Here is a 22,439-nt window from a genome sequence, read left to right as displayed (position 1 = left end):
TTTCAAAATATGTTCCATTATTTTTCTAATTTAATCATCCATTTTATATTGCAAATAAATAAGGCTGTCCGAATTCATTTTAATGTTTACCCGTAAATAAAATCAGGTTATAATGAAAATTACGTAATTTCGGATATCGAAATGATTTTTTGTAAAATTTAGCGAGGATACGGAAAAAACCGGATGCACATCTGAAATACTAATTTAATTGAAAGGCGAGGAAAAATTGAATACAAATACACCTAGTGGAAAAAAACGAATACAACTTGCTTTACTTTTAGGATCACTTGGACTTTTGGGACCTTTTACAATAGACACATACTTACCATCCTTCCCTACTATTGTAGAAGATTTTGATACGACGGCTTCACTTGTACAAATTAGTTTAACTGCTTGTTTATTAGGACTGGGGTTAGGACAATTATTTATTGGTCCATTGAGTGATGTAAAGGGCCGTCGAAAACCTTTGTTATTTTTTCTATGTTTATACTTATTAGCTTCGTTAACCTGTTCATTTGCACCTAACATCTACTTCCTTATTGTGGCGCGTTTTATCCAAGGCTTTTCTGCAGCGGGAGGTCTTGTGGTCTCAAGAGCTGTCGTAAGAGACTTGTTTAGCGGAAAGGAACTGACTAAATTTTTTACATTAATGGTATTAGTCGGAAATCTTGGTCCAATCATTGCACCGGTTGCTGGTGGGATTATCCTTTCTTTTACAAAGTGGAATGGCGTTTTTATCGTTTTGGCTTGTATCGGCGCTATATTAATTTTCACGGTTTCATTGAAACTTAAAGAATCGTTGCCAGTGGAAAAACGTGTACCAAGTAACCTTCCTCAGCTTATGGGCAATTTTGGTTCATTATTTAAGGATCGCGAATTCATGGGATACGCGTTCACTCAAGGATTTACGACTGCTGGAATTTTTGCCTATGTATCTGGTATTCCATTTGTCTATCAAAATATTTACCATGTCACACCTCAACAGTTCAGTCTATTATTTGGCGTGAATGGATTAGCATTAATTATCGGAAGTCAATCGGTTGGCCGCTTTACGTATACCATTCCGGAGCGGACGTTTTTAAAGATAGGGTTAGCAATCTCTAACGTATCGGGTTTATTCTTACTCATCGCTCTACTTTTAAAAACACCGTTAATTGCAGTGGCAATCCCGATTTTCTTTTTCGTCTTATCGATCAGTATCATCGGAACGACATCTTTTACATTAGCCATTGAGTCACAAGGACATATTGCGGGCAGTGCCTCTGCACTATTAGGATTATTGCCATTTGTACTTGGCTCCTTATCGGCTCCACTAGTTGGAATCGCTGGATCGTATACTGGCATTCCAATGGGGGTTACGATCTTTGGTTCTAGTCTTCTAGCCTTTCTTTCCTATTTTGTTTTGGTTCGGAGAGGTACAATTGGGGTACAGAGGGCGAAATCTACGAAAACAAGTTTCTAAATCATCTTCACCCTGTATTTCGATCCGTTTGACTTTTTATTAAAAAAACCGGCTCTCTCCTTTACGAAGGAAGAGCCGATTTTTCGTTAATCTAATTTCCTTTGTTTGATGGTGTCCCTACCCTAACTGGCGTTTAAATTTTTTACTGGCGAAGAAGTAAGCAATGATCATAATACCGACGCACCATGCAAGCGCAATCCAGATATCGTTGCCAACAGGACCTTTATACAATAGGGCACGAATCGCATTCACAATTGAAGTCACGGGCTGATTCTCAGCGAACACACGGACAATTTTAGGCATCGTTTCGGTCGGCACAAAGGCCGAACTGATAAATGGCAGGAAAATCAGGGGGTACGAGTAAGCAGTTGCCCCTTCCATAGACTTCGCTGTCAATCCGGGAATGACCGCCAGCCATGTCAGTGCCAGCGTGAACAGTCCGAGTATACCAGCTACCGCAAGCCAATCGAGAATATCCGCGTTGGAACGGAAGCCCATTAAGAGCGCGACAAGGAAAACTACCACGAGAGTCAGAGCATTGGAAACAATCGAAGTTAACACGTGAGCCCACAATACCGATGAGCGCTTGATGGGCATGGTAATGAAACGCGCCATCAGCCCGCTCTTTACATCCGTAAACAACCGTAGCGAAGTGTATGCGACGCCGGATGCGATCGCCATCAGCAAGATTCCCGGCAATAAATAATTGATATAATTGTCTGTTCCTGTCTTTATGGCGCCGCCAAATACGTAAACAAACAGCAGCATCATCATAATCGGCGTAATCGCCACCGTAATAATCGTATCTGGGCTGCGCATGATATTGCGCATTAAACGACCTAGTAATACACCTGTTTTGCTTTTCATTTATATCTCCTCCTTTTTTCCAATAATTGCGAGGAAAATTTCCTCCAATGTCGGCTGCTTCTCAATGTACTCCACTTTTGCTGGCGGGAACATTTCCTTAAGTTCGGTAAGGGTACCGATCGTAATGATTTTTCCGCCATGAAGGATGGCGATACGGTCCGCTAGTTGTTCTGCTTCCTCCAAGTACTGGGTCGTCAGCAAAATGGTCGTGCCGCCTTTGGCAAGCTCCTTGACGGAATTCCAAACATCAATCCGTGCTTCTGGATCAAGCCCTGTCGTCGGTTCGTCGAGAAAAATGACTTCTGGCTTACCGATTAGGCTCATGGCAATGTCAATGCGGCGCTTCATTCCACCCGAATACTGATCCGCTCGGCGGTTGGCCGCGTCCGTTAAGCTGAATTTTGCAAGCAGATTGTCGGCAACTTGTGCCGGATTGGAAACTCCCCGCAACTTGGCAATCATTATCAGATTTTCCCGCCCAGTGAGCATGCCGTCTAAAGCTGCGAACTGCCCTGTCAGGCTGATGCTCTGGCGAACATGATCCGATTGACGCTGGGTGTCAAAGCCGCAAATACATACTTCACCATCATCGGGCTTCATCAGTGTCGAAAGAATGTTGACCGTCGTCGTCTTGCCCGCTCCATTTGATCCAAGCAGTGCGAAAATTTCGCCACGCCGCACCTCAAAATTTACCCCCTTTAAGACCTCCTTATCTTTAAAGGACTTTTTTAGCCCTTTTACAGAAATCGCTGCATTTTTCAAACTATTTTCCTCCTTGTATCCCTCTATTCAGTAAGACTGATAATAAGTACAACTTAGTACTGAGTTAAAAATATAACTGAACATCTTGTTTTATAAAGCTGTTCAGTTGGGGTGTTCAACGCTTACTTTTTCTTACCCACACGATTTAAAATGCTTTTGTTTAAATTATTGCGTAACTTATTTTCCCAACTTTTCGCTTGATCGATAAGTCCATTGGCGAATGCTGTCACGTCTTCACCTGTCACTTCCAAAACTTCTTTGCCATTTGCCGCACCAGCTTCAAACAAATCAATGAGATCATACTGAATTCTCAACATATCCATTCCGTTACCAGATGCGAAATTCCACATATAGTTGCAGATTTTTTTATAAGCTTCTGGGTAGTCGTCTGGCAAAGCTTCCACACGCGCCATCATTTCTTTGTATTCTTTTTTATCTTCAAGTATCTTTTTGATGAAATTTACCATGGTATTTAACCTCCTGCATTATTTTTTATTCGTCCATATTTTCACTTGCTGTTCAACTCTACTCGCAATTTCTTTTTTTAAATCTACGTTCCTTCTTAATATGCTCTCCGATTCTCCATCGAGTTTTGAGATAGCCATCAATTCGTCGGCAAATGCCGCCACGTCTTCACCGGTAACATCCAGTACATGCTTGCCTTCTGCTGCGCTAGCTTCAAACAGTTCATACAAATTGAAGATTTCTTCACCAAATCCGTATCCGAAATTCCACATGTACTTTTGAATCTTTTTGAACACAAAGGCATAATCTTTCGGGAGGGCATTTACTTTTTTCATAAATGCCTTGTATTCTTTCTTACTTTCTAGATCACCTATGATGAGCTCTATAAATTTCTTCATTTTATTGCTCCCCCTTTAAGATATTAATTTTTGATGATACAAAGTCCCATTTTTTCCAAAACAATTCAAGTTCCTTGCGACCAGCCTCATTAAGTGAGTAAAACTTGCGGGGCGGCCCCATATCCGACGGTTTTCTTTCGACGTTTACCAGTTTTTTCTTCTCTAATCGCACGAGGATGGTGTAGACCGTCCCTTCCACAACCTCGGTAAATCCAAGCTCGTTCAGGCGGCGGGTAATCTCGTAGCCATAGGTTTCATGACGGCTGATGATTTCCAGAACGCAGCCTTCCAGCGAACCCTTCAGCATTTCAGTTAAATTTTCCATATTTAGAGCCACCTCTATTCTGTCTGACTTGTATTCAGTATAACTTAGTACTGAGGTAAATTTTTTACTCAATAGCTTTTAGTGAACCTTGCTATTAAGTATTACTTATTACAAGTATATAGTATCACCAAGTAGCAGGAGTGTCAATTACCTTTCTTAAAAATATTTTTGCAACTTCACTGTTCAGTGGTGTTGGTATTTAGTAAGACTTACTACAGGTATAATGTAACACGTAGTAGTAAAACTGTAAATAGATTTTCTAAATATTTTTAAACCAGCTAATCTCTTGATAGGACGTAGCTGGTTTTTTTATATGAACAGCCCTGGCTTGTTTCCGTGATATAGATTCACTCACACATCATATACTAATAAGGTGGTAGCTTACTGCTTGTTGGCGGAAACTAAGTTAGACAATTTTCTGGTCTGTATTCATCATGAATCAGCCATTATTTAATCATTAAAATTAATGTCCTTTAAGTAAGAATGAACAGTCTCATTAAATTTATGTGGCTCATCCATTTTCAAATATATGGATTCGATGATTTTCTTAAAACCAAAGATTTGTTGAATTTCTAGGGGTTCTTTTAGTTTGATAACATAGGGGATCGGTTCTTTTTCCAGACCGTGAAGCGCTAGTGCGATTGCTTGACGATCTTGATCTACTTCCTTTGGGGTCTTTGTATTTTCGTTTACCCCATTTACTTGTTCCCATGGTACGAATCCGTATTGTCGAATCCCTTTTTGAAAATGTATGCCTTTTGAATCTAATATGACAGGAGATAAGCGGATGGCTTGGTAATCAGATATGATGAACAATAAAGTATAAATATCAAGACCAGTAAGTATCCAAGCAGCATTGTAGCTAAAATTGGAAACAATAACGTGCACCGCAACAATCTCAATGATCATTGCATGAACAATCATAAAAAATACACCTTGGTAACTCCCATTCTTATGAAATGTAAACGTATTACCTTTTCCTTTCTCAATAACGGGTACGCTTTTTCGCCAGCTAAACAAACTATAATAGATCGCTGCAATATCTGTTGCCAAAATACGTAGTGTGAACTGGAATTTATTTAACCTTTCATTCTTGAATGAAAACGTACTTTGGATAGCTGCAGAAAAACTTAATAAAAAGTGATAATGCATATTCTTCTCATTCTTGTAATTCTTAAGAAGGAGAGGAATCCTTTTTACGATAGCGACAAATAGGACCAATTCTAATACAATGACCCCGGCCTCTATTACTATAACTGAACGGTTGAAATAGGAAAGATATGCATCTGCTTCATCAGGAATAATCCAATTAGCAAGGAGCAGCCCCCAGAACACAAATGCGCACAACACCAACCAGGAAACTCTTTTCTTAAATCCAAAAAAATAAAGTGCTAATGGCAAGATGATGACAAGATCAAGCGCTGTTCCAAGTCCAACCATGTCATTAACAGGGCCAACTAGCTGAACTTGCATAACGAGAAAATTCGGGATGATAATTAAAAATAAAAATATTATGGTACGTTTCCATGCTATTTCATTAAGTGATAAAGAACCAACCATGCTACCCCACCTTCCGTGTTTTGTTATTTTTAATTATAACGGTAGTGGCAATAATATAGCGTATTTGACCTCTTTTGTTCGAAAATATTCACATATGTATTGTTTTATAATCGCTCTCTTTAGCTGAGCAAAATATCAATTCAGTTTTTACTTACATTTCAGTAGTTCCCTTTCATTTTAAGATTGCTATATGATAATAAATATAAGAATACACTAAAAAAGAACGCCGATGTTCCAGCATCAGCGTTCCAATTGCTACCCCTTAGGAAGTGCGGTTGCTAAATTCAAAGGAGTAACCTTTGGGATGGTTACTTTTCCGTTTCTCATCGTTCACGCTCCCTTTTAACCATCCCTTCAATCTATATCTTGTCTTTTTTGTTTCACCTGTGTATGAATAAATTCCTTGATTTCCGGATGATCTTTATACAAGGTCAAACTATAAAGTATTGAAGATGCAGCAATAGTGGACCAGATTAACCAATCTCCCGAATTAGAAACCAAAAGAATGATTTCATCTTTTAAATGTCCTTTTCCTAAATAAAGTGCCTCTTTGAAAACAGTAAAGTTAAACAGAAATAAGATAATTATTCTTCCTATAAGCAAGACTAGCCATCCAATAATATACTGGACTCCTCCAATCGTACTCAATTTACCATTATGGTAAACGACCTTCGTTTTCTTAGCCTGAAAGTAACCAATAACTGCCGCCAAGATTAGCAGGCAGATTAATTCTGCTATAATTACAACATCCAAGGTTTTAGGTAGACCTGAATATGTTTTAATTAATCCCAAAATGGGCAGTCCGATTAGGTCAAATTGTTTAACTTCCTTAGGGATAAACTGGCGGAAGATTAATATTCCGACGACCAAAGGTATGATAAGTGTAACTTTATCCATCCGTTTTTTTCTCCTTTCTCCCTTTTAAGTAATACTCTATAAGTTGATCCAGTTTTTCATCCGAATACCGTTCCGGACTTTGGAGTGCATGAATGACAACTCCATCTATAAAAGCGTAAAGAATCTCAATTTCTAAGTCTTGATCATTCTTTTTATGCAGATATCCGAGCTCTTCCATAAGTTTCACAATGATCGTCATCATTTTCCTCGAATAGGAATCCATTTTTTGCCTCAGTTCAAGAAGTTTAGGATCACTAAAGGAATTACCTAAAAAGGCAATCCATACCCTTGCTTCCATCACTTCCTCATGGCTGATCGGTATAAGAAATTTCATTAAGCTTCTCAGTGCTTCTTCTTTCGTTCCAGCAAATGCATTTGAACGATCTTTTGCACGTTCCTCCATTCGATCTAGCACTAATTTCATCGCATAATGAATTAGCTCATCCTTGGATGAAAAATTATGCTGAATAAGTCCAACTGACATTTTCGCTTCAGCTGCAATATTTTGAATAGATGCTTTATCTATACCTTTTTTCAATATTACTTGCCAAGTAGCTTCTGCAATTTGATTTCTTCTCTCCACAAGATCCACTTTTTTAGGCATAAAGAATACTCCTTTCTTTTTATAATATGATTATATTGTATTCTCTGCTCCTTTGCAATATGATTATATTGTAAAACACTTTACTTGTTTTTGATGCAAAAACTGAAAAAATAAAACAGCCCCATAACATTTATGGGACTGTTGATATAAGACCTCTTCTTCTAATTATTTCTACAGTTGTACTTTTGAATTTTTGACGGGCTAAAATAAGATTCATTCTGTCAATAATGTAGTATGGGATTCGGCTTTCGGTTGAAGATTGGCTAGTTTTTATGCTATTTCTACAAACATCAGTCTTTAATTCAACTTCACGTTTTCACCATTTTCTGTTACAACAACAAACTTTTTATTCGCTAATACATTTTTCTCGACTTCCATAAAACGGCGTGGGAATTGCTGTTCATTCCCTGCTTCCTTTTCCAATGCAACTACGATTTGGACGGTACCTTCGTTAACTACTTGAAGCTTCTTTGGTATTAACCTATAGCCTTTATATTTAGGATGGTTAATTTGTACTAACAGCACATCATTTTTATCCCATGTAAAAGTAGAATCAAATTTTTTCGGATGATTTTCCTTAGTGTAAATCCAGACACCACCTTTAGCTTCTCGATCCGGTGTGCCAAATCCCCACGTTACATTTTGAAATTCTAATTCTTTATACGTCTCTTCGGGGGCAACCGCTTCTGTCGTTTTATGGATATGTTTGATCATTTTTTATAACTTATTGGACTTAGACTTTTCCTTTTTTGGCCAGATTGTGTATGAGAACGACCAAATAAAATCAATGACTAAAATAACTCCCCATACACCATTTGCTTGATTAATGCTTTGATCTTCATAAATTTGAAACCAATTACCAATATGATTCAAGTTAATCCCTTGCCAACCAGCGAAACTGCTAGTATTTAAAAAAATCAATTGTGCGATTACAAAAATCAAAAGATGGATGTACCAACCTTTTCTTTCTTCTCTGGCATGGGCACGACCATACTTTTTACTGTTCACATCCTCGACCTTTTGAAAATCGGGTACCGTCTCACCTTTCCATAAAGCTACTTTCCTTTTAATATAGCGGTCTATTCGCGTAAACTCCTTTTTTCCTTCAAAAATAAGATAAATATAAAAAATAGCAGTAACAACCTGAAAAGAGGAAAATTCCCCCGTCTGTATATAATCATAAATCGCCAACAATGCAAGGAACAATTCATTAAGAATTAGCAGGATAACAAAAATGTAGCTCACAACTGGCTGACGAAACCAATATCTTATAATAAAAAAGGCTCCAGCAAAGGCAAAAAAGAGAATTTCACCAATTATCACAAGTAACCACTTATACTGAATTATAAAATCAATCATTTTAAAACCCCTTATTTTATTCGTTTAAATGGCGCTATTCCGGTACAACATTGTGCGATGATCGCGCCCTTTTCTTGAAAAGAATAAAGTTGATTCCACATGCTATTCTTTTTCTTTAACTTTTTTTGTGGTAATTAACCAACCAATTGCACCACCTACACCTATTCCAAATATTAACGAGGATACTATGTTGTCAAATACTAAAAAGCCAACAACTGACATCATGAACATAAATAAAAAGATTCCAAACCAACTTATTTTACTCATTTATATTCCTCCACAATTATCACTAATATATCCCGATTGAACAAAGCAAGACCCTACAAAATAGATATTATTAATCAAACGTATTTACAAATTATCAATCTTTATTATAAATGTTTGGACTTTTAATAAAATTATTGAACCCTATTTTAACTCCACTATAACCGATTAAAATCTGAACTGCTATATTAAACAGAGCCTATTTCTTTCTTCTATGAATTCTAAAAACGAATCTTGCAGTTCTCCTTCCGTATCAACAGAATCGAGCAGTAATTTAGGTTCTAACGAACAATCTTTTAAAGTCGTACTTCCATCAATTACTCCTAGCATGTTTGAAATAGTATCAATCATAGTTTGTTCAATTATCTTCATTAAATTATCTTTATTTTCGTCAGTTAAACTATCGTAAAAACCAATAGCTTTTTTCCAATAATTATCTGTTTTAGAAGTAACATTCGTTGTTTTATACAAATCTTTGTATAGTTGAAGGTTCTCTTTAACGATAGACTCATAAAGTGATTTCACAAAAATATCATTCATTTTATTTCCTCATTTCTGGATACATTTTTTTGTTTAATTCAATAAGTTCTTTTAGAGCAGAATTCGGTATGCCATCATAGACTCTTCTAAGTTCCCTAATATCTCTTGCCAATAACTGTCTAGGATTATCTATTCCTTTTGTACTTCTTGAAACGATTCCATGAGGTCCTTTAATGGTGTGCCCCACCTTTGGAACATTAATTGCAGGTTCAGTATTTAAATCATAATTATCTACTAATTTCTTCATTGCTGCCTTCTGTCCTGCATGATGGGCATCAAGTCCTTCTATTCCTTTAATATCTTTATATGCTCCAACTTGATATTTACCCGTACCCTTAGTTTCATCCCCAAACGCTTTCCTCGTCGCCAGCTGAATCTGATCCTCCAAATGATTCATCACATTATAAGGAATGGGGCCAGCGGTAACGGTTCCCATAGATGGGGTAAGTCCTTCAACCTTGGTCGTTATCCTTCCAATGTGCCCCACTTTCATACTTACATTTCCCGCTTTACTGATTCCCTTATCACCCAATGCTCCAATTCCCAAGGTGGTAAATAGGTAAGTAAAATATTTACTCCTACTTTCCGCATCTCCGTTGATGACATCCCGTACAAAACCGTCTTTTACAGCTTTCACCATATATTTGCCCGTATCAACAGCTCTTCCGAAAACAGCTTTTGAATCAAGATAAAGTTCGGTTCCGATTAATCCAGTTTTCAATAGTAAGTCAGGACTTGAGGTGGGACCCAGATATTTTTCAGCCAATTTATAAAGGCCTTTCCAGCCCTCAATGGTATCTCCTACAGCTTTCCCAGAACCTACATATATTCCTTTCAAGATGTTATCAATGGTTGGTTCGATGATTCCTACTTTTGCGCCATCTTTCACTTCCTTGGGAATGTCGGTAACTACCTCATAATATACATCTGAGTCTTTCCCGATTTTTTGATATTCCATGACGATAAGTCCGTCTGGATATACTTGGTATTTGATACTTTTGTAGTTTCCGTAGGCTTCCCTATGAATCGTTTGAATGGGAGTCATGTTTCCTTTTTGTACGAATTCACCTAGTAGACTCCGATATGCTTCTTCCCTCATTAATTTCTGAGATGTAAAGTTGGTGATGATTTGCTTGTTTCCCTTAAGTTTGGAATCCATTTGTTCGATAAATCGGGACATTGTTTGAATATCTTTGCGAACGGAATCCAGTGATCGTGTTGCTTGTTGGTCAAAGGAATGCAGTTGATGAAGCGTCGTCTTCACCTTTTCTTTTGCTCGCTTGATTTGATGCATTGTTTCCTTGTAACTATGGTAAGTGTACAATATCATCTACTTTTTGCATGAAATGGTTGCCTTCATCTGTTAGGTACCCGAAGAAAGGTTTGAAAATAGAATAGAAGAGGTTTATTTCTATTCTACAAATAATTAGTGCTCACTAAGCACTAGATAGTCCCTAAAAAAGAAACCTTGAAAGGCACTTGCCAATCAAGATTTTTCCATTCATTCTATATTTCTTGATTAACTAATTCTAACAAAAAATCACCAAAGTCGTTAGCAATTATTTCATTCGTTTGACTCTTTAGATCAAATCCAGGTACAAAAGAAACTAATTTAGGCTCCCCTTTATTATCCAGTTGATTAAAGTCTAAACAAAAAACATCATCACTTCCGGTATCATAAATAGCCAATAGGTTAATAGGAAGATTAATTTCCTTTCTTTCTGTTAAAGTATACCAAATTGCATCGGGTACAGAAGAATTTTCAAAATCAGGACTAATAATTCCATAAATCTCTTGAGCGCCAAAGTTGCCTGCACCAAATGTCTGTAAAAAATCTAAGTATTGACCAGTAAACCTTAATCCTAACTTTTCTTCAGCCAAATTTATTAATTCAGCTGTACAACCTCCTACAAAGTCGGCAATATCATCATTATTCAATATTATTTGTTTTGCTTCTTTATAGGCATCAATACTCATTTTTATCCCCCATTTTCTAATATAAAATCCTTGGCTCTATTTTTCCAGTATTCACTTCTCGATTTATTAAATTCAGTTCTATTTATCCCTTTAGGTATAGTGTTGGATTGATATGAATTATCGAACTATTCTCTTTATGAAACGTCTGTGTAGCCTCTGCCTATCGAACTTATATCTCAATAAAAAACACCTGATGCCCAATCGCATCAAGTGCTATATTTTAATTAGCCAACAATATTATTTGTTTAATTAGTATCATCACTCATAGTTTGTTACTTATTTGTTAAAGACCCAAATTAGTAATCAACCATATCCATAAAGTATTCAGCATCCTCATCAATATTTCTAATAAATTCCTCCAATGAATCAGCTATTTGAGTTTCAAAAAAATATACAGGAGTTTGTTTAGAAGCATTTAAATCAAGCGTTAAATATACCCCCTCGTTTACTTCAAAAAATACTAATTTATCATCTTCATCATATAATCCTTCTAAATCTGGATCAAACTCGTAAATACCTTCTCTCAATGTAATATCAGCTATGGTATCCGGATCCATTATTCTATTTATTGTATTCCCATTGCCTCCTTTTATAAAGCCATAGCCTACTTCTAAGTAAAAATCCCTAAGTTCTTTAGGTAACGTAAACCCAAGTCTCTCTTCTGCAATTAGCAATTCGTTTTCTTGCAGTTTAATAAATTTATGTTTTCCGTTTTTCACAAAATCAAATGTAGCCATTAAAACTACCTCCTTGGAAATAACTTATTTGATGGCGAACCTTTACCATGAATCCCTGCCTGGTGTTCATCAGGAAATTTAGTAGGATGTATATTCCACCATTCTTGAGGACCACCAAAATTATTTTCTATTATATGATGCGCATCATAGGGTTGGCCTATATCCCTTATTAATCTACCTTTTTTATCATAAATTTCCTCAGTATATCTTGGCTATATTTGTCCTGTGTTTTCTTCCCATTCACTAATCAATTTATTTTTTACACTATTGAATTTATTTCTGTGTTTTAAAGTTTCCAATGGTGTCATTTTTTCATACTTATATACCCTTAAAGCATCCTTTAATTTTTCAATTTGCGTTTTATGAAATTTTAAACCTGTTTTTGACTCAACATCTCTGATATACTCTTTAGCTAAATCGTAATCAATTTTCACTGTACCCTATGTTGTAATCTTAAAAGCTATAAATAAAAAAGTCAGCCATTTTGCCACCCTATTAAACTACTTCTTTCTCCTGCACTATCGGTAATTTATAGGCTGTTTTATGCTTCATCATTCCATAAACAATGTTCACAAGCCTTCTCATTATGCAAACCAATGCTTGTCCCTTTGTTTTGCCTTCTTTCAGTTTTCGTTGGTAATAAGCATGGAAAACTGGATTCCTCGGCAGTTTACTTCCATTTGCTACTTGCACTTGCTGGACTGCTAAATTGTAAAATAAAGCGTGCAGCTCCCGATTTTCCTGTTTGCTTTTTTGTTCCTTGTCTTTCCCACCGAACCTAAAGTAAACAGGCGCAAATCGTGCTAATTTGTTGGCATTTGGAAAACGTCTAACTTCACCAATCTCCGCAATTAAAGCGGAAGCTGTCACAAAGTCAATGCCTGGCATGGAGTCTAGTTGAAAGTCTAGTAAACTCATTAACTGTTTTAATTCTCTTTCCACGTAGCGCATTTCCTGCTTTTTAAATAAAATGTCTCGGACGGACGATGCTTCTCACAAGAAAGTCTCTTGTTTCTTGATGTTTTAGTTGTATTCCCATCTTCGTTCACTAGTTTAAATATTTCATTCGCTTTTTTCACTGAACAAATCGCCCATTTCTCGTACTTTTCTTATTATTCCTATATAAAATAAAACTCCATGATGGCATTACCTTCATGGAGTCTCTATTTTAAAACGTATCATTGTTCCTTTTGTCCAACTCAAAAATTTCAATTGTATTTCAGTTCACTTGCTTTATGTGCATATACGTAACAACCTTTCATATAACTAGTTTAGGCACTCGAGAGTGCTCTAAACACTTTACCTTTCCTCTCTACACAAATGAATGTAATGACCAAATTCAGGAAATACATCCCAGTTTCTTTCAAGGGTATCGCTAGTTTCGCGCTCCTCGACTGAACCGGTCTTTAAATCTCTTTTTTCCATTGCTATATAGCCATCTTCTCGGAAGCCCAAAATCAAGCTACTTACTTCCGTGTCAGTTTCATCATCATATTCCCAATACATGGCTGTTCTTAAAAAAATCTTACCATCACTCATAACTTCAAAATCATAATTTAAATACTTACGCATCAGGTCATCATAAAACCCCACCGAAACCCATTCATTTGTAACATTTACAATATACTTAGGTTTCTCATCCTCTAATAATACCGCCGTATATGGTTCATGTTTTTGATGGTATATGTAAGCAGTACGGTCATCAAGAATGTTCCAAGGCTTCTTTTTGATATCCGACCATTCGTCACAATAATAAACTTTCATAGTCAATTATACACCTTCCCCTTAATATCCCTAATAATAATCCTGTTTTTTGTTGCCTCATCAAGAATTGTTTGCGGAATTGGTTTATTTTGAACTGGTACTTCTAATATTAATTCACCTTTAAGTCGCCCTCCTTTGAGAGCATTAGGATTAAAAGTACCATTTGATATTTTAGAACCCGAAGAATATTTTATTGTGATTTCATTTAAGTAACTCTTAGCTGTCTTTTCTTGCACTTCACTAAGTTGAGTAAATTTTCTCGATACGATTTCCTTATTGGGTGCATATGAGTCAACTACGTACTTTTTACCCCCTACTTCTTTTGCTTCCAACTCTACCTCATTATAAGGGTAACGAGGACGATTTTCCTTATTAAAATTATTACCTGCTTCCCATCGCTCTTTTAGCCAATCTGGTACAGATTTCTTTTTAGGTGTAGCTTCACCCGTACCCTTAGTACCATCACCAAACGCTTTCCTCGCCGCTAGCTGAATCTGATCCTCCAAATGATTCATCACATTATAAGGAACGGGTCCAGCAGTAACGGTACCCATAGATGGAGTAAACCCCTCAACCTTGGTCGTTATTCTACCAAGGTTCCCCACTACCTGCTTTACTGATCCCTTTATCACCTAAAACTCCAATTCCTAAAGTGGTAAAAAGGTAAGTAAAATTTTTACTCCTACTTTCCGCATCTCCGTTGATGACATCTCGAACAAATCCATCTTTTATAGCCTTCACCATATATTTGCCCGTATCAACAGCTCTTCCGAATACAGCTTTTGAATCAAGGTAAAGTTCGGTTCCGATTAAGGCGGCTTTCAATAGAAGGTCGGGGCTTGAGGTGGGACCTAGATATTTTTCAGCCAATTTGTAAAGGCCTTTCCAGCCCTCAATGGTATCTCCTACTGCTTTGCCTGACCCTACATATATTCCTTTCAGGATTTTATCAATGGTTGGCTCGATAATTCCTTTTGCGCCATCTTTCACTTCCTTGGGAATGTCGGTAACTACCTCATAATATACATCTGAGTCTTTCCCGATTTTTTGATATTCCATGACGATAAGTCCGTCTGGATATACTTGGTATTTGATACTTTTGTAGTTTCCGTAGGCTTCCCTATGAATCGTTTGAATGGGAGTCATGTTTCCTTTTTGTACGAATTCACCTAGTAGACTCCGATATGCTTCTTCCCTCATTAATTTCTGAGGTGTAAAGTTGGTGATGATTTGCTTGTTTCCCTTAAGTTTGGAATCCATTTGTTCGATAAATCGGGACATTGTTTGAATATCTTTGCGAACGGAATCCAGTGATCGTGTTGCTTGTTGGTCAAAGGAATGCAGTTGATGAAGCGTCGTCTTCACCTTTTCTTTTGCTCGCTTGATTTGATGCATTGTTTCGTCGTCTTGTAATTTCGGCAAGTGGACAATATCACTGACTTTCTGCATGAGGCGATTGCCCTCGTCCGTTAGTGAACTTGTTACACTTTCAATCTTTTTTAAGCCATATTCTAAATTGTAATCAAGAAAAACTTCGTTTATCAACCCATTTTCATCGGGTTACTGTCCATGCAATGAATGATGGCTGTTCAATGCTTTTAATATCACAGCCATATTTCTTCAGCTCTCGTTGTATCAGTACCTTCACACTATCTTACCGCCAGAATCAGCTTGTGTTCAGCACCACCAAATAATCAATTTAGAAAGAAGAAAGGTGAGCCAACATTTCCTGTAAGCCCACCCTATCAATTTCTAATGCTTCTTCATTCAGTTTTGCGCCACTAATTCCTTCATCTCTAAAAATATGAATCAAGTTTAAGCCTTTTTCCTTACGATATGCTTTGATTTCATCTTCTTGATATTTCAAGCTATATCCATCTCTTGTCTGCCCTTGAGTTGAGACTCGTATATACCCAACAACGTTCAACTTTTCACCCCCGTTACATAAATTATAATTTTCTTAACGCTTATTAAACGAATAGCGAGTATTATACGACCGTCTTTAGTTAAAATACAACCCAAAATTTATATGCCAAAGGCAGTAAAAGAACGTCCTTTAACGTTACCTCTTGTTTATCGCTACGAGCTTTGTCAATCTCGTTAGTTTGTCAGCCACTCCTTATCATAACTACCCCTGCCATGTAAAATGTCATCTTGCCCATTTGTCTTTCTTATTCAGTTCCGCAAAGTATCAAACCGAAACTCCTTGATGGTACAACCATCATGAGCTTTCGATTTTCAATTAAATCATTTTCTTTTTACTCACTCTAAAATCCCCACTTTCTTTTTATTCACTAGATTTATGTATCTATGTCGTTACCATCCTTAGCATTACGAGCTTTGTCATTGTCTTTAGTTTGTGGGTTTTGCAGTATCATAAGTCTTCCTGCCACTTACAATGTCATCTCGCCTATTTATCGTACTTCTCTCAAAATCCAAATATAAAATCAATACTCCATGATGGTACTACCTTCATGAGCTCTGAATTTCATTTAAGCATTGTTTATGTTGCTCACACATCTTTCCTTTTTGTTACTAAGTTTATGTGTTTGTATGTTGCCACCATTAGCTTTACTTGCTTTGTCATTCTCGTGTGCAAATATAAACCAATTAGTAAGTGTGGTTGTATTTTTTATATGTCACTGCAACCAATCTCGTAAGTTTGCTAACCATCATGAGTTTTTGATTCAAAAGTGATATTGTTTTAACCATAAAGTTCTTAAAGTCAAAAAACCTTGAAGGCATATTAAACCAATCAAGGTTTTAAGTTTCTCTCTGAATTAACTTTTATTGGACCATAATTAACAATTAAAATATGCCTTCAAGAAATCAAAAAACGATGACCAACTTTCCTTTAATTCACCTTTAATAAGTAGTTCATCTCCACCCTCAAAATTAACTATATAAACTTTATCTGTTACAGTATCCAGTACTAATACAGCATTTGCTGACATTTCACTTAAAACCAGATATTGCTTCGGAAAACCATGTTCTTTTCTAGAAATGAGTGTGTATGATTCAATATTGTTTTCTTCATCTGCTATATCTAGTAATTCAAAGGGTACATGCTCTTCCCAAAAAGGTCCTGCATACTGGATATAAAATTCTTGGAAAGTATCCGATGCGTTTACACCTAGCCTTATTAAAGCATCCTGTACTAGATTGCTATCTTCACGTTTATATATTTCTTCTCCTAGAACTTCATCTAGTCTCTCAGGCAATATGCTCATATTATCTTCCTCCTAAAGCTTCTTCTCCTCGTATTTTCCAATAATTAATAGAATCTACTTTTTGAAACGCTCCTCTAGTTGTCTCATCCATTGGATAAAATGGGTTTAACTTTCCTTTATAAGGATGTAGTGGAGCTCTTTTAGCATTAGCGATATTATGGTACCTTGTTGAAGCTTCATATAATGGTCCAACACCTTTTTGTTGTGAATGATGCAATGTTGCAACACTACCTGCTTCATCAAGAATAGGGGCAAGTCCGTATTTCGCAGATGCTTCAGCATTTGTTAGCCCGCGACCTTTTTTAGCACCTTTTGTTCGGACCATATCCCAATTAATATCTCCTCTTTGATATACTTTATAAGTAAATCCTGTGCCATCTTTACCTGCATTATACTCTACACTTCTAGTAAAATATTTATTATTTTTATAGTCCTTTAGATGTTGATAAGTTTCTTTACCCGTACCCTTAGTACCATCCCCAAACGCTTTCCTCGCCGCCAGCTGAATATGATCCTCCAGACGATTCATAACATTATAAGGAATAGGTCCAGCATTTACAGTTGCCAAAGATGGGCTCAGGCTCTCAACTTTTGTTGTTATTCCGCTAAATCCGCCAACTTTTGTACCTACTTTACCAATTTTGCTGACCCCTTTATCACCTAAAATACCGATTCCTAAAGTCGTAAAGAGGTAAGTAAAATATTTACTCCTACTTTCCGCATCTCCGTTGATGACATCTCGAACAAATCCATCTTTTATAGCCTTCACCATATATTTGCCCGTATCAACAGCTCTTCCGAATACAGCTTTTGAATCAAGGTAAAGTTCGGTTCCGATTAAGCCGGCTTTCAGTAGTAAGTCCGGGCTCGGGGTTGGGCCTAAGTACTTTTCAGCCAATTTATAAAGGCCTTTCCAGCCCTCAATGGTATCTCCTACTGCTTGCCCGGAACCTACATATATTCCTTTCAAGATGTTATCAATTGTTGGTTCAATGATTCCTACCTTTGCGCCGTCTTGGACTTCCTTAGGGATATCTGTGACGACTTCATAATAAACATTTGAGTCCTTTCCAATCTTCTGGTATTCCATAACGATAAGCCCGTCTGGATAGACCAGGTATTTAATACTTTTGTAGTTTCCGTAAGCTTCCCTTTTAATCGTTTGAATGGGAGTCATGTTTCCTTTTTGTACAAATTCACCTAGTAGACTCCGATAGGCTTCTTCCCTCATTAATTTCTGAGGTGTAAAGTTGGTGATGATTTGCTTGTTTCCCTTAAGATTCGAATCCATTTGTTCGATAAATCGGGACATCGTTTGAATATCTTTACGAACAGAATCCAGTGATCGTGTTGCTTGTTGGTCAAAGGAATGCAGCTGATGAAGAGTCGTCTTCACCTTTTCTTTTGCTCGCTTGATTTGATGCATTGTTTCGTCATCTTGTAATTTTGGCAAGTGTACAATATCACTGACTTTTTGGATGATGCGATTGCCTTCGTCCGTTAGTGAACTTGTTACACTTTCAACCTTTTTTAGGCCATATTCTAAATTGTAATCTAAAAATACTTCATTTATAAACCCATTTTCATGCGGTTCCAGTCCATGCAAGGAATGTTTCATCTTTTCTATCATCGTATCATAATTTGCGAGAAAGGATTGAAAAAAGAGTAGAAATGTTTGATGAATTTCCTGATAGTAGGAGCGGATTGCCTCGCCGCTGTTCCCTTTTAACGAATCTTCCAGCGTAATGATTCCGTCAATGGCATGCTGTAATTGTTCAATTTGTTCATTCAATGCTTCCAGTCGTTCTTGAATTTGATCCATATCAGCACGAAACCCATGAACATCAAGTACTTTCATTCTCTCACCAGCTTTCTACTTCATCGGCTGAAATTGCTCGGAAACTCGTTCGTATAATTCTTTCATACTTTTAATTGCTTCCTTTGTGGCATTTTCACTTTTTAGTAAAAAAGATTGATAGCTTTGTAGAATTTTTTGAACGTCAGCCCCTATTTCATTAAACCGTGAAATGACATCCATATGATTTTTACCACCAATATCTGTTGGAAATGATGTTTTTAGGGATTTGGCTTCGGATTGAAGATTGGCTAGTTTTTGTGCTATTTCTGTATACTGAACCTTAATTTCTGTACTCATTTCTCCTTTTCCTCCTCCCTCAGTCTTTCGATTTCGGATTGAATAGCTCTTCTAAAACTATTTATTTCGCGGGTTATTGTTTGAATTTCTTGATGTAAAACGGTTAGAGATTTATCTATTTGATTATTTTTAATATCTTTATAGTTTTGAAGAATGCCATCGCGACGGATCCGTTCAAAATCCTTTGCAAACTTACCACGCCAAGTTGTGGGACTTAACTCAGGAGATAAACAAAATCGTTGATTGGCTTTAAACTCATTCCGACATTCTTTTAATTCACGTTCGCATGTATGTAGTCGTTCTAATTGATCCTGCTTGTTACATAACTGTCTATTTAGATAAGAAAGTGTACTCATACGTTCACCACTTTATTGTTAATGAGATTTTATGGGTATATTATCCAACTAAGGGAGGATAGAGTCAATTTGAATTTGGATTTTTATATAGGGGTCTCAATTCCCTTTGAGGTGTAAACAATGAAAGTTCGTCTGCGAAAAATTTGTCATATTAGCTTCTTCACTATTAATTTCTAAATACAGGAATTACATAGATCGAATTGATGATTTTTTGGAAACAATAAAACTTAATCACTTATATTACAGGAATAAAAAAATGACCGATAATGTACTAACATCAACGGTCAACTATCTGTGTTTTTTATTTTTTTAATATCGATTATAATTTCTTTCTATTTATCTATCTTAAAAGTCTTCTTCCCATGCTTCTTTTGCATCCAACAACCTTTGTGATAAAAACTCATAAAAATTTTCTGCCGTATTGTAGTCATCAAGTCCTCCTTGCTTATTCCACGCTATTACTGGGCACTCATTATTCTCCATATTGCTTGTATCTAAACAATAAGCATATTCATCTACATCCTCAATAACTACTAAATTCTCATTCATTCCTAATTCCCTATAACGCTCCGTTTCCATAACAACAGTAGCAATATTAGACCTAGCCACTCCTAAAATATCTACACCATATAAACCACCAGATCCGTAATTATTTAAAAACCATTTGTAACTTTCTGGCAATTTTAGCTTGAGGGTATCTTGAACATAATCAATCTGTTTTCCATCTACTCCTCCAGTAAAATCATCTAATTCCATATTTTTTTTAATAAAATTGGTTAATTCCTGTTTATTCATACAGAATTTCTCCTTTTATAATTCGCCATTATCTATTTGTTTAGCTCTCCATCTCCAATATTTCAATCTGAAGTTTTCATATTGTTTTTTCAATACAGGGTCATTTCTAAAGCTTCCTCCATTCTCCACTAAACCATGTAATATTCTATAATATTCTTTATGCATACTACCTGGGAGTTCTACCATTGAACCAGGTTCTCTTTGGATTATATGATGAAGTTCTATTTTAGTCCCATCTTTCCAAATTGGAGGTCTTCCGCTTTTCATTAATTGATAATTTGTCTTACCAGTTTTAGGGTCAACCCTATCATAATCAATATCTATCCTTTGATAGACCCGTCTGCTAGTATCCCTAACTTCTCCATTAATTTTAGTTGTACCATTATACTCTACAGTCTTATAATTTTTATAGTCTTTCCACGTACCCTTAGTACCATCCCCAAACGCTTTCCTCGCCGCCAGCTGAATCTGATCCTCCAAATGATTCATCACATTATAAGGAATGGGGCCAGCAGTAACGGTACCCATAGATGGAGTAAATCCCTCAACCTTGGTCGTTATTCTACCAAGGTTCCCCACTTTTGTACTTACACTACCTGCTTTACTTATCCCTTTATCACCTAAAACACCAATTCCTAAAGTGGTAAAAAGGTAAGTAAAATATTTACTCCTACTTTCCGCATCTCCGTTTATAACATCCCGAACAAAACCGTCTTTTACAGCTTTCACTATATATTTGCCTGTATCAACAGCTCTACCGAAAACAGCTTTTGCATCAAGGTAAAGTTCGGATCCAATTAATCCAGCTTTCAATAGTAAGTCAGGGCTCGGGGTTGGGCCTAAGTACTTTTCAGCCAATTTATAAAGGCCTTTCCAGCCCTCAATGGTATCTCCTACTGCTTGCCCGGAACCTACATATATTCCTTTCAAGATGTTATCAATTGTTGGTTCAATGATTCCTACCTTTGCGCCGTCTTGGACTTCCTTAGGGATATCTGTGACGACTTCATAATAAACATTTGAGTCCTTTCCAATCTTCTGGTATTCCATAACGATAAGCCCGTCTGGATAGACCAGGTATTTAATACTTTTGTAGTTTCCGTAAGCTTCCCTTTTAATCGTTTGAATGGGAGTCATGTTTCCTTTTTGTACAAATTCACCTAGTAGACTCCGATAGGCTTCTTCCCTCATTAATTTCTGAGGTGTAAAGTTGGTGATGATTTGCTTGTTTCCCTTAAGATTCGAATCCATTTGTTCGATAAATCGGGACATCGTTTGAATGTCTTTACGAACAGAATCCAGTGATCGTGTTGCTTGTTGGTCAAAGGAATGCAGCTGATGAAGAGTCGTCTTCACCTTTTCTTTTGCTCGCTTGATTTGATGCATTGTTTCGTCATCTTGTAATTTTGGCAAGTGTACAATATCACTGACTTTTTGGATGATGCGATTGCCTTCGTCCGTTAGTGAACTTGTTACACTTTCAACCTTTTTTAATCCATATTCCAAATTGTAATCTAAAAATACTTCATTTATAAACCCATTTTCATGCGGTTCCAGTCCATGCAAGGAATGTTTCATCTTTTCTATCATCGTATCATAATTTGCGAGAAAGGATTGAAAAAAGAGTAGAAATGTTTGATGAATTTCTTGATAGTAGGAGCGGATGGCCTCGCCGCTTTTTCCTTTTAACGAATCTTCCAGCGTAATGATTCCGTCAATGGCATGCTGTAATTGTTCAATTTGTTCATTCAATGCTTCCAGTCGTTCTTGAATTTGATCCATATCAGCACGAAACCCATGAACATCAAGTACTTTCATTCTCTCACCAGCTTTCTACTTCATCGGCTGAAATTGCCCGGATGCTCGTTCGTATAATTCTATCGTATTCTTATTTTGCACTCGCACTATTTAATAACCCCTAG

At 36.7% G+C, this 22,439-nt stretch carries 25 protein-coding genes and 4 pseudogenes; 1 reads left to right on the top strand and 28 read right to left on the bottom strand.

Annotated elements, in window-relative coordinates:
- Nucleotides 1-226: 226 nt before the first annotated feature.
- Nucleotides 227-1,462, top strand: a complete 1,236-nt coding sequence (locus MKY81_RS14675) for a multidrug effflux MFS transporter (RefSeq protein WP_341118149.1) — start codon at nucleotides 227-229, stop codon at nucleotides 1,460-1,462.
- Between the two features lie 117 nt (nucleotides 1,463-1,579).
- Here the strand turns inward: MKY81_RS14675 and MKY81_RS14670 are convergent, their stop codons facing one another.
- The 28 genes and pseudogenes from MKY81_RS14670 to MKY81_RS14540 all read right to left on the bottom strand — a co-directional run bounded on the left by MKY81_RS14670 (nucleotide 1,580) and on the right by MKY81_RS14540 (nucleotide 22,335).
- Nucleotides 1,580-2,329 (bottom strand): ABC transporter permease, encoded by a 750-nt coding sequence (locus tag MKY81_RS14670; protein WP_066235581.1) that lies wholly within the window; start codon nucleotides 2,327-2,329, stop codon nucleotides 1,580-1,582.
- Nucleotides 2,330-3,091, bottom strand: a complete 762-nt coding sequence (locus MKY81_RS14665; protein WP_107919793.1) for an ABC transporter ATP-binding protein — start codon at nucleotides 3,089-3,091, stop codon at nucleotides 2,330-2,332.
- 122 nt (nucleotides 3,092-3,213) lie between these two features.
- Entirely contained in the window at nucleotides 3,214-3,558 is a 345-nt protein-coding gene (locus tag MKY81_RS14660; protein ID WP_107919794.1) for a DUF1048 domain-containing protein, read from the bottom strand.
- Between the two features lie 18 nt (nucleotides 3,559-3,576).
- Nucleotides 3,577-3,954 (bottom strand): DUF1048 domain-containing protein, encoded by a 378-nt coding sequence (locus tag MKY81_RS14655; protein WP_107919795.1) that lies wholly within the window; start codon nucleotides 3,952-3,954, stop codon nucleotides 3,577-3,579.
- Between the two features lies 1 nt (nucleotide 3,955).
- Nucleotides 3,956-4,279, bottom strand: coding sequence for a PadR family transcriptional regulator (locus MKY81_RS14650; RefSeq protein WP_066235583.1), 324 nt, complete (start codon nucleotides 4,277-4,279; stop codon nucleotides 3,956-3,958).
- 450 nt (nucleotides 4,280-4,729) lie between these two features.
- The gene (locus tag MKY81_RS14645) at nucleotides 4,730-5,839 is read right to left on the bottom strand and encodes a hypothetical protein (protein ID WP_107919796.1); all 1,110 of its coding nucleotides are present in this window, start codon (nucleotides 5,837-5,839) and stop codon (nucleotides 4,730-4,732) included.
- Nucleotides 5,840-6,193: 354 nt separating this feature from the next.
- On the bottom strand, nucleotides 6,194-6,736 hold the full coding sequence (locus MKY81_RS14640) for a hypothetical protein (RefSeq protein ID WP_107919797.1): 543 nt from the start codon (nucleotides 6,734-6,736) through the stop codon (nucleotides 6,194-6,196).
- Nucleotides 6,729-7,340 (bottom strand): TetR/AcrR family transcriptional regulator, encoded by a 612-nt coding sequence (locus MKY81_RS14635; RefSeq protein WP_066235586.1) that lies wholly within the window; start codon nucleotides 7,338-7,340, stop codon nucleotides 6,729-6,731. The genes MKY81_RS14640 and MKY81_RS14635 overlap by 8 nt, the downstream gene beginning before the upstream one ends.
- Before the next feature lie 297 nt (nucleotides 7,341-7,637).
- Nucleotides 7,638-8,054: a hypothetical protein gene (locus tag MKY81_RS14630; protein ID WP_066235588.1), complete on the bottom strand. Its 417-nt coding sequence runs from the start codon at nucleotides 8,052-8,054 to the stop codon at nucleotides 7,638-7,640.
- Nucleotides 8,055-8,057: 3 nt separating this feature from the next.
- Complete coding sequence (locus MKY81_RS14625) at nucleotides 8,058-8,699, bottom strand: hypothetical protein (protein WP_341118144.1); 642 nt, start codon at nucleotides 8,697-8,699, stop codon at nucleotides 8,058-8,060.
- Between the two features lie 102 nt (nucleotides 8,700-8,801).
- A complete protein-coding gene (locus MKY81_RS14620) occupies nucleotides 8,802-8,966 on the bottom strand; it encodes a hypothetical protein (RefSeq protein WP_165797779.1) in 165 nt (54 codons plus the stop codon).
- 180 nt (nucleotides 8,967-9,146) lie between these two features.
- Entirely contained in the window at nucleotides 9,147-9,503 is a 357-nt protein-coding gene (locus MKY81_RS14615; protein ID WP_107921415.1) for a transposase, read from the bottom strand.
- A gap of 1 nt (nucleotide 9,504) precedes the next feature.
- Nucleotides 9,505-10,833, bottom strand: coding sequence for a T7SS effector LXG polymorphic toxin (locus tag MKY81_RS14610; RefSeq protein WP_108073570.1), 1,329 nt, complete (start codon nucleotides 10,831-10,833; stop codon nucleotides 9,505-9,507).
- A 176-nt stretch (nucleotides 10,834-11,009) separates the two neighbouring features.
- Nucleotides 11,010-11,480, bottom strand: coding sequence for an SMI1/KNR4 family protein (locus tag MKY81_RS14605; RefSeq protein ID WP_341118138.1), 471 nt, complete (start codon nucleotides 11,478-11,480; stop codon nucleotides 11,010-11,012).
- Between the two features lie 2 nt (nucleotides 11,481-11,482).
- Nucleotides 11,483-11,578, bottom strand: coding sequence for an HNH/ENDO VII family nuclease (locus MKY81_RS21155; RefSeq protein WP_213083818.1), 96 nt, complete (start codon nucleotides 11,576-11,578; stop codon nucleotides 11,483-11,485).
- A gap of 198 nt (nucleotides 11,579-11,776) precedes the next feature.
- Nucleotides 11,777-12,217: an SMI1/KNR4 family protein gene (locus MKY81_RS14600; protein WP_108073461.1), complete on the bottom strand. Its 441-nt coding sequence runs from the start codon at nucleotides 12,215-12,217 to the stop codon at nucleotides 11,777-11,779.
- Nucleotides 12,218-12,222: 5 nt separating this feature from the next.
- A pseudogene (locus MKY81_RS21150) lies at nucleotides 12,223-12,657 on the bottom strand (WXG100 family type VII secretion target); the annotation flags it as partial.
- A gap of 55 nt (nucleotides 12,658-12,712) precedes the next feature.
- A pseudogene (locus MKY81_RS14590) lies at nucleotides 12,713-13,302 on the bottom strand (transposase); the annotation flags it as partial.
- 214 nt (nucleotides 13,303-13,516) lie between these two features.
- The gene (locus tag MKY81_RS14585) at nucleotides 13,517-13,981 is read right to left on the bottom strand and encodes a hypothetical protein (protein WP_108073460.1); all 465 of its coding nucleotides are present in this window, start codon (nucleotides 13,979-13,981) and stop codon (nucleotides 13,517-13,519) included.
- Between the two features lie 2 nt (nucleotides 13,982-13,983).
- Nucleotides 13,984-14,535 (bottom strand): hypothetical protein, encoded by a 552-nt coding sequence (locus MKY81_RS14580; protein ID WP_341118135.1) that lies wholly within the window; start codon nucleotides 14,533-14,535, stop codon nucleotides 13,984-13,986.
- Nucleotides 14,536-14,569: 34 nt separating this feature from the next.
- Nucleotides 14,570-15,529: pseudogene (locus MKY81_RS14575) on the bottom strand (T7SS effector LXG polymorphic toxin); the annotation flags it as partial.
- Between the two features lie 28 nt (nucleotides 15,530-15,557).
- A pseudogene (locus MKY81_RS14570) lies at nucleotides 15,558-15,908 on the bottom strand (recombinase family protein); the annotation flags it as partial.
- A gap of 874 nt (nucleotides 15,909-16,782) precedes the next feature.
- Nucleotides 16,783-17,211, bottom strand: a complete 429-nt coding sequence (locus MKY81_RS14565; RefSeq protein WP_094910184.1) for an SMI1/KNR4 family protein — start codon at nucleotides 17,209-17,211, stop codon at nucleotides 16,783-16,785.
- A 1-nt stretch (nucleotide 17,212) separates the two neighbouring features.
- A complete protein-coding gene (locus MKY81_RS14560) occupies nucleotides 17,213-19,069 on the bottom strand; it encodes an LXG domain-containing protein (protein WP_341118134.1) in 1,857 nt (618 codons plus the stop codon).
- Nucleotides 19,070-19,084: 15 nt separating this feature from the next.
- Nucleotides 19,085-19,366, bottom strand: coding sequence for a YwqI/YxiC family protein (locus tag MKY81_RS14555; RefSeq protein WP_341118133.1), 282 nt, complete (start codon nucleotides 19,364-19,366; stop codon nucleotides 19,085-19,087).
- On the bottom strand, nucleotides 19,363-19,722 hold the full coding sequence (locus MKY81_RS14550) for a YwqH-like family protein (protein ID WP_108073685.1): 360 nt from the start codon (nucleotides 19,720-19,722) through the stop codon (nucleotides 19,363-19,365). Before MKY81_RS14550 ends, MKY81_RS14555 begins: the two co-directional genes overlap by 4 nt.
- A gap of 345 nt (nucleotides 19,723-20,067) precedes the next feature.
- Entirely contained in the window at nucleotides 20,068-20,517 is a 450-nt protein-coding gene (locus MKY81_RS14545; protein WP_107921443.1) for an SMI1/KNR4 family protein, read from the bottom strand.
- A 15-nt stretch (nucleotides 20,518-20,532) separates the two neighbouring features.
- The gene (locus MKY81_RS14540; protein WP_341118131.1) at nucleotides 20,533-22,335 is read right to left on the bottom strand and encodes a T7SS effector LXG polymorphic toxin; all 1,803 of its coding nucleotides are present in this window, start codon (nucleotides 22,333-22,335) and stop codon (nucleotides 20,533-20,535) included.
- Between the last annotated feature and the right edge of the window lie 104 nt (nucleotides 22,336-22,439).

The sequence above is a fragment of the Heyndrickxia sp. FSL W8-0423 genome, assembly GCF_038009395.1.
Taxonomy (GTDB): domain Bacteria; phylum Bacillota; class Bacilli; order Bacillales; family Bacillaceae_C; genus Heyndrickxia; species Heyndrickxia sporothermodurans.
The sequence above is the reverse complement of the archived record's forward strand: the minus strand, read 5'-3'. Positions and strand labels throughout refer to the sequence as shown.

Coding starts and splice junctions, on each gene's coding strand:
- MKY81_RS14620 (WP_165797779.1), bottom strand. CDS start 8,966: ATGAGTAAAATAAGTTGGTTTGGAATCTTTTTATTTATGTTCATGATG.
- MKY81_RS14600 (WP_108073461.1), bottom strand. CDS start 12,217: ATGGCTACATTTGATTTTGTGAAAAACGGAAAACATAAATTTATTAAA.
- MKY81_RS14660 (WP_107919794.1), bottom strand. CDS start 3,558: ATGGTAAATTTCATCAAAAAGATACTTGAAGATAAAAAAGAATACAAA.
- MKY81_RS14650 (WP_066235583.1), bottom strand. CDS start 4,279: ATGGAAAATTTAACTGAAATGCTGAAGGGTTCGCTGGAAGGCTGCGTT.
- MKY81_RS14670 (WP_066235581.1), bottom strand. CDS start 2,329: ATGAAAAGCAAAACAGGTGTATTACTAGGTCGTTTAATGCGCAATATC.
- MKY81_RS14655 (WP_107919795.1), bottom strand. CDS start 3,954: ATGAAGAAATTTATAGAGCTCATCATAGGTGATCTAGAAAGTAAGAAA.
- MKY81_RS14630 (WP_066235588.1), bottom strand. CDS start 8,054: ATGATCAAACATATCCATAAAACGACAGAAGCGGTTGCCCCCGAAGAG.
- MKY81_RS14565 (WP_094910184.1), bottom strand. CDS start 17,211: ATGAGCATATTGCCTGAGAGACTAGATGAAGTTCTAGGAGAAGAAATA.
- MKY81_RS14645 (WP_107919796.1), bottom strand. CDS start 5,839: ATGGTTGGTTCTTTATCACTTAATGAAATAGCATGGAAACGTACCATA.
- MKY81_RS14545 (WP_107921443.1), bottom strand. CDS start 20,517: ATGAATAAACAGGAATTAACCAATTTTATTAAAAAAAATATGGAATTA.
- MKY81_RS14605 (WP_341118138.1), bottom strand. CDS start 11,480: ATGAGTATTGATGCCTATAAAGAAGCAAAACAAATAATATTGAATAAT.
- MKY81_RS14610 (WP_108073570.1), bottom strand. CDS start 10,833: ATGATATTGTACACTTACCATAGTTACAAGGAAACAATGCATCAAATC.
- MKY81_RS14585 (WP_108073460.1), bottom strand. CDS start 13,981: ATGAAAGTTTATTATTGTGACGAATGGTCGGATATCAAAAAGAAGCCT.
- MKY81_RS14615 (WP_107921415.1), bottom strand. CDS start 9,503: ATGAATGATATTTTTGTGAAATCACTTTATGAGTCTATCGTTAAAGAG.
- MKY81_RS14640 (WP_107919797.1), bottom strand. CDS start 6,736: ATGGATAAAGTTACACTTATCATACCTTTGGTCGTCGGAATATTAATC.
- MKY81_RS14540 (WP_341118131.1), bottom strand. CDS start 22,335: ATGAAAGTACTTGATGTTCATGGGTTTCGTGCTGATATGGATCAAATT.
- MKY81_RS14555 (WP_341118133.1), bottom strand. CDS start 19,366: ATGAGTACAGAAATTAAGGTTCAGTATACAGAAATAGCACAAAAACTA.
- MKY81_RS14560 (WP_341118134.1), bottom strand. CDS start 19,069: ATGAAAGTACTTGATGTTCATGGGTTTCGTGCTGATATGGATCAAATT.
- MKY81_RS14550 (WP_108073685.1), bottom strand. CDS start 19,722: ATGAGTACACTTTCTTATCTAAATAGACAGTTATGTAACAAGCAGGAT.
- MKY81_RS14635 (WP_066235586.1), bottom strand. CDS start 7,340: ATGCCTAAAAAAGTGGATCTTGTGGAGAGAAGAAATCAAATTGCAGAA.
- MKY81_RS14580 (WP_341118135.1), bottom strand. CDS start 14,535: ATGGGTACCGTTACTGCTGGACCCGTTCCTTATAATGTGATGAATCAT.
- MKY81_RS14625 (WP_341118144.1), bottom strand. CDS start 8,699: ATGATTGATTTTATAATTCAGTATAAGTGGTTACTTGTGATAATTGGT.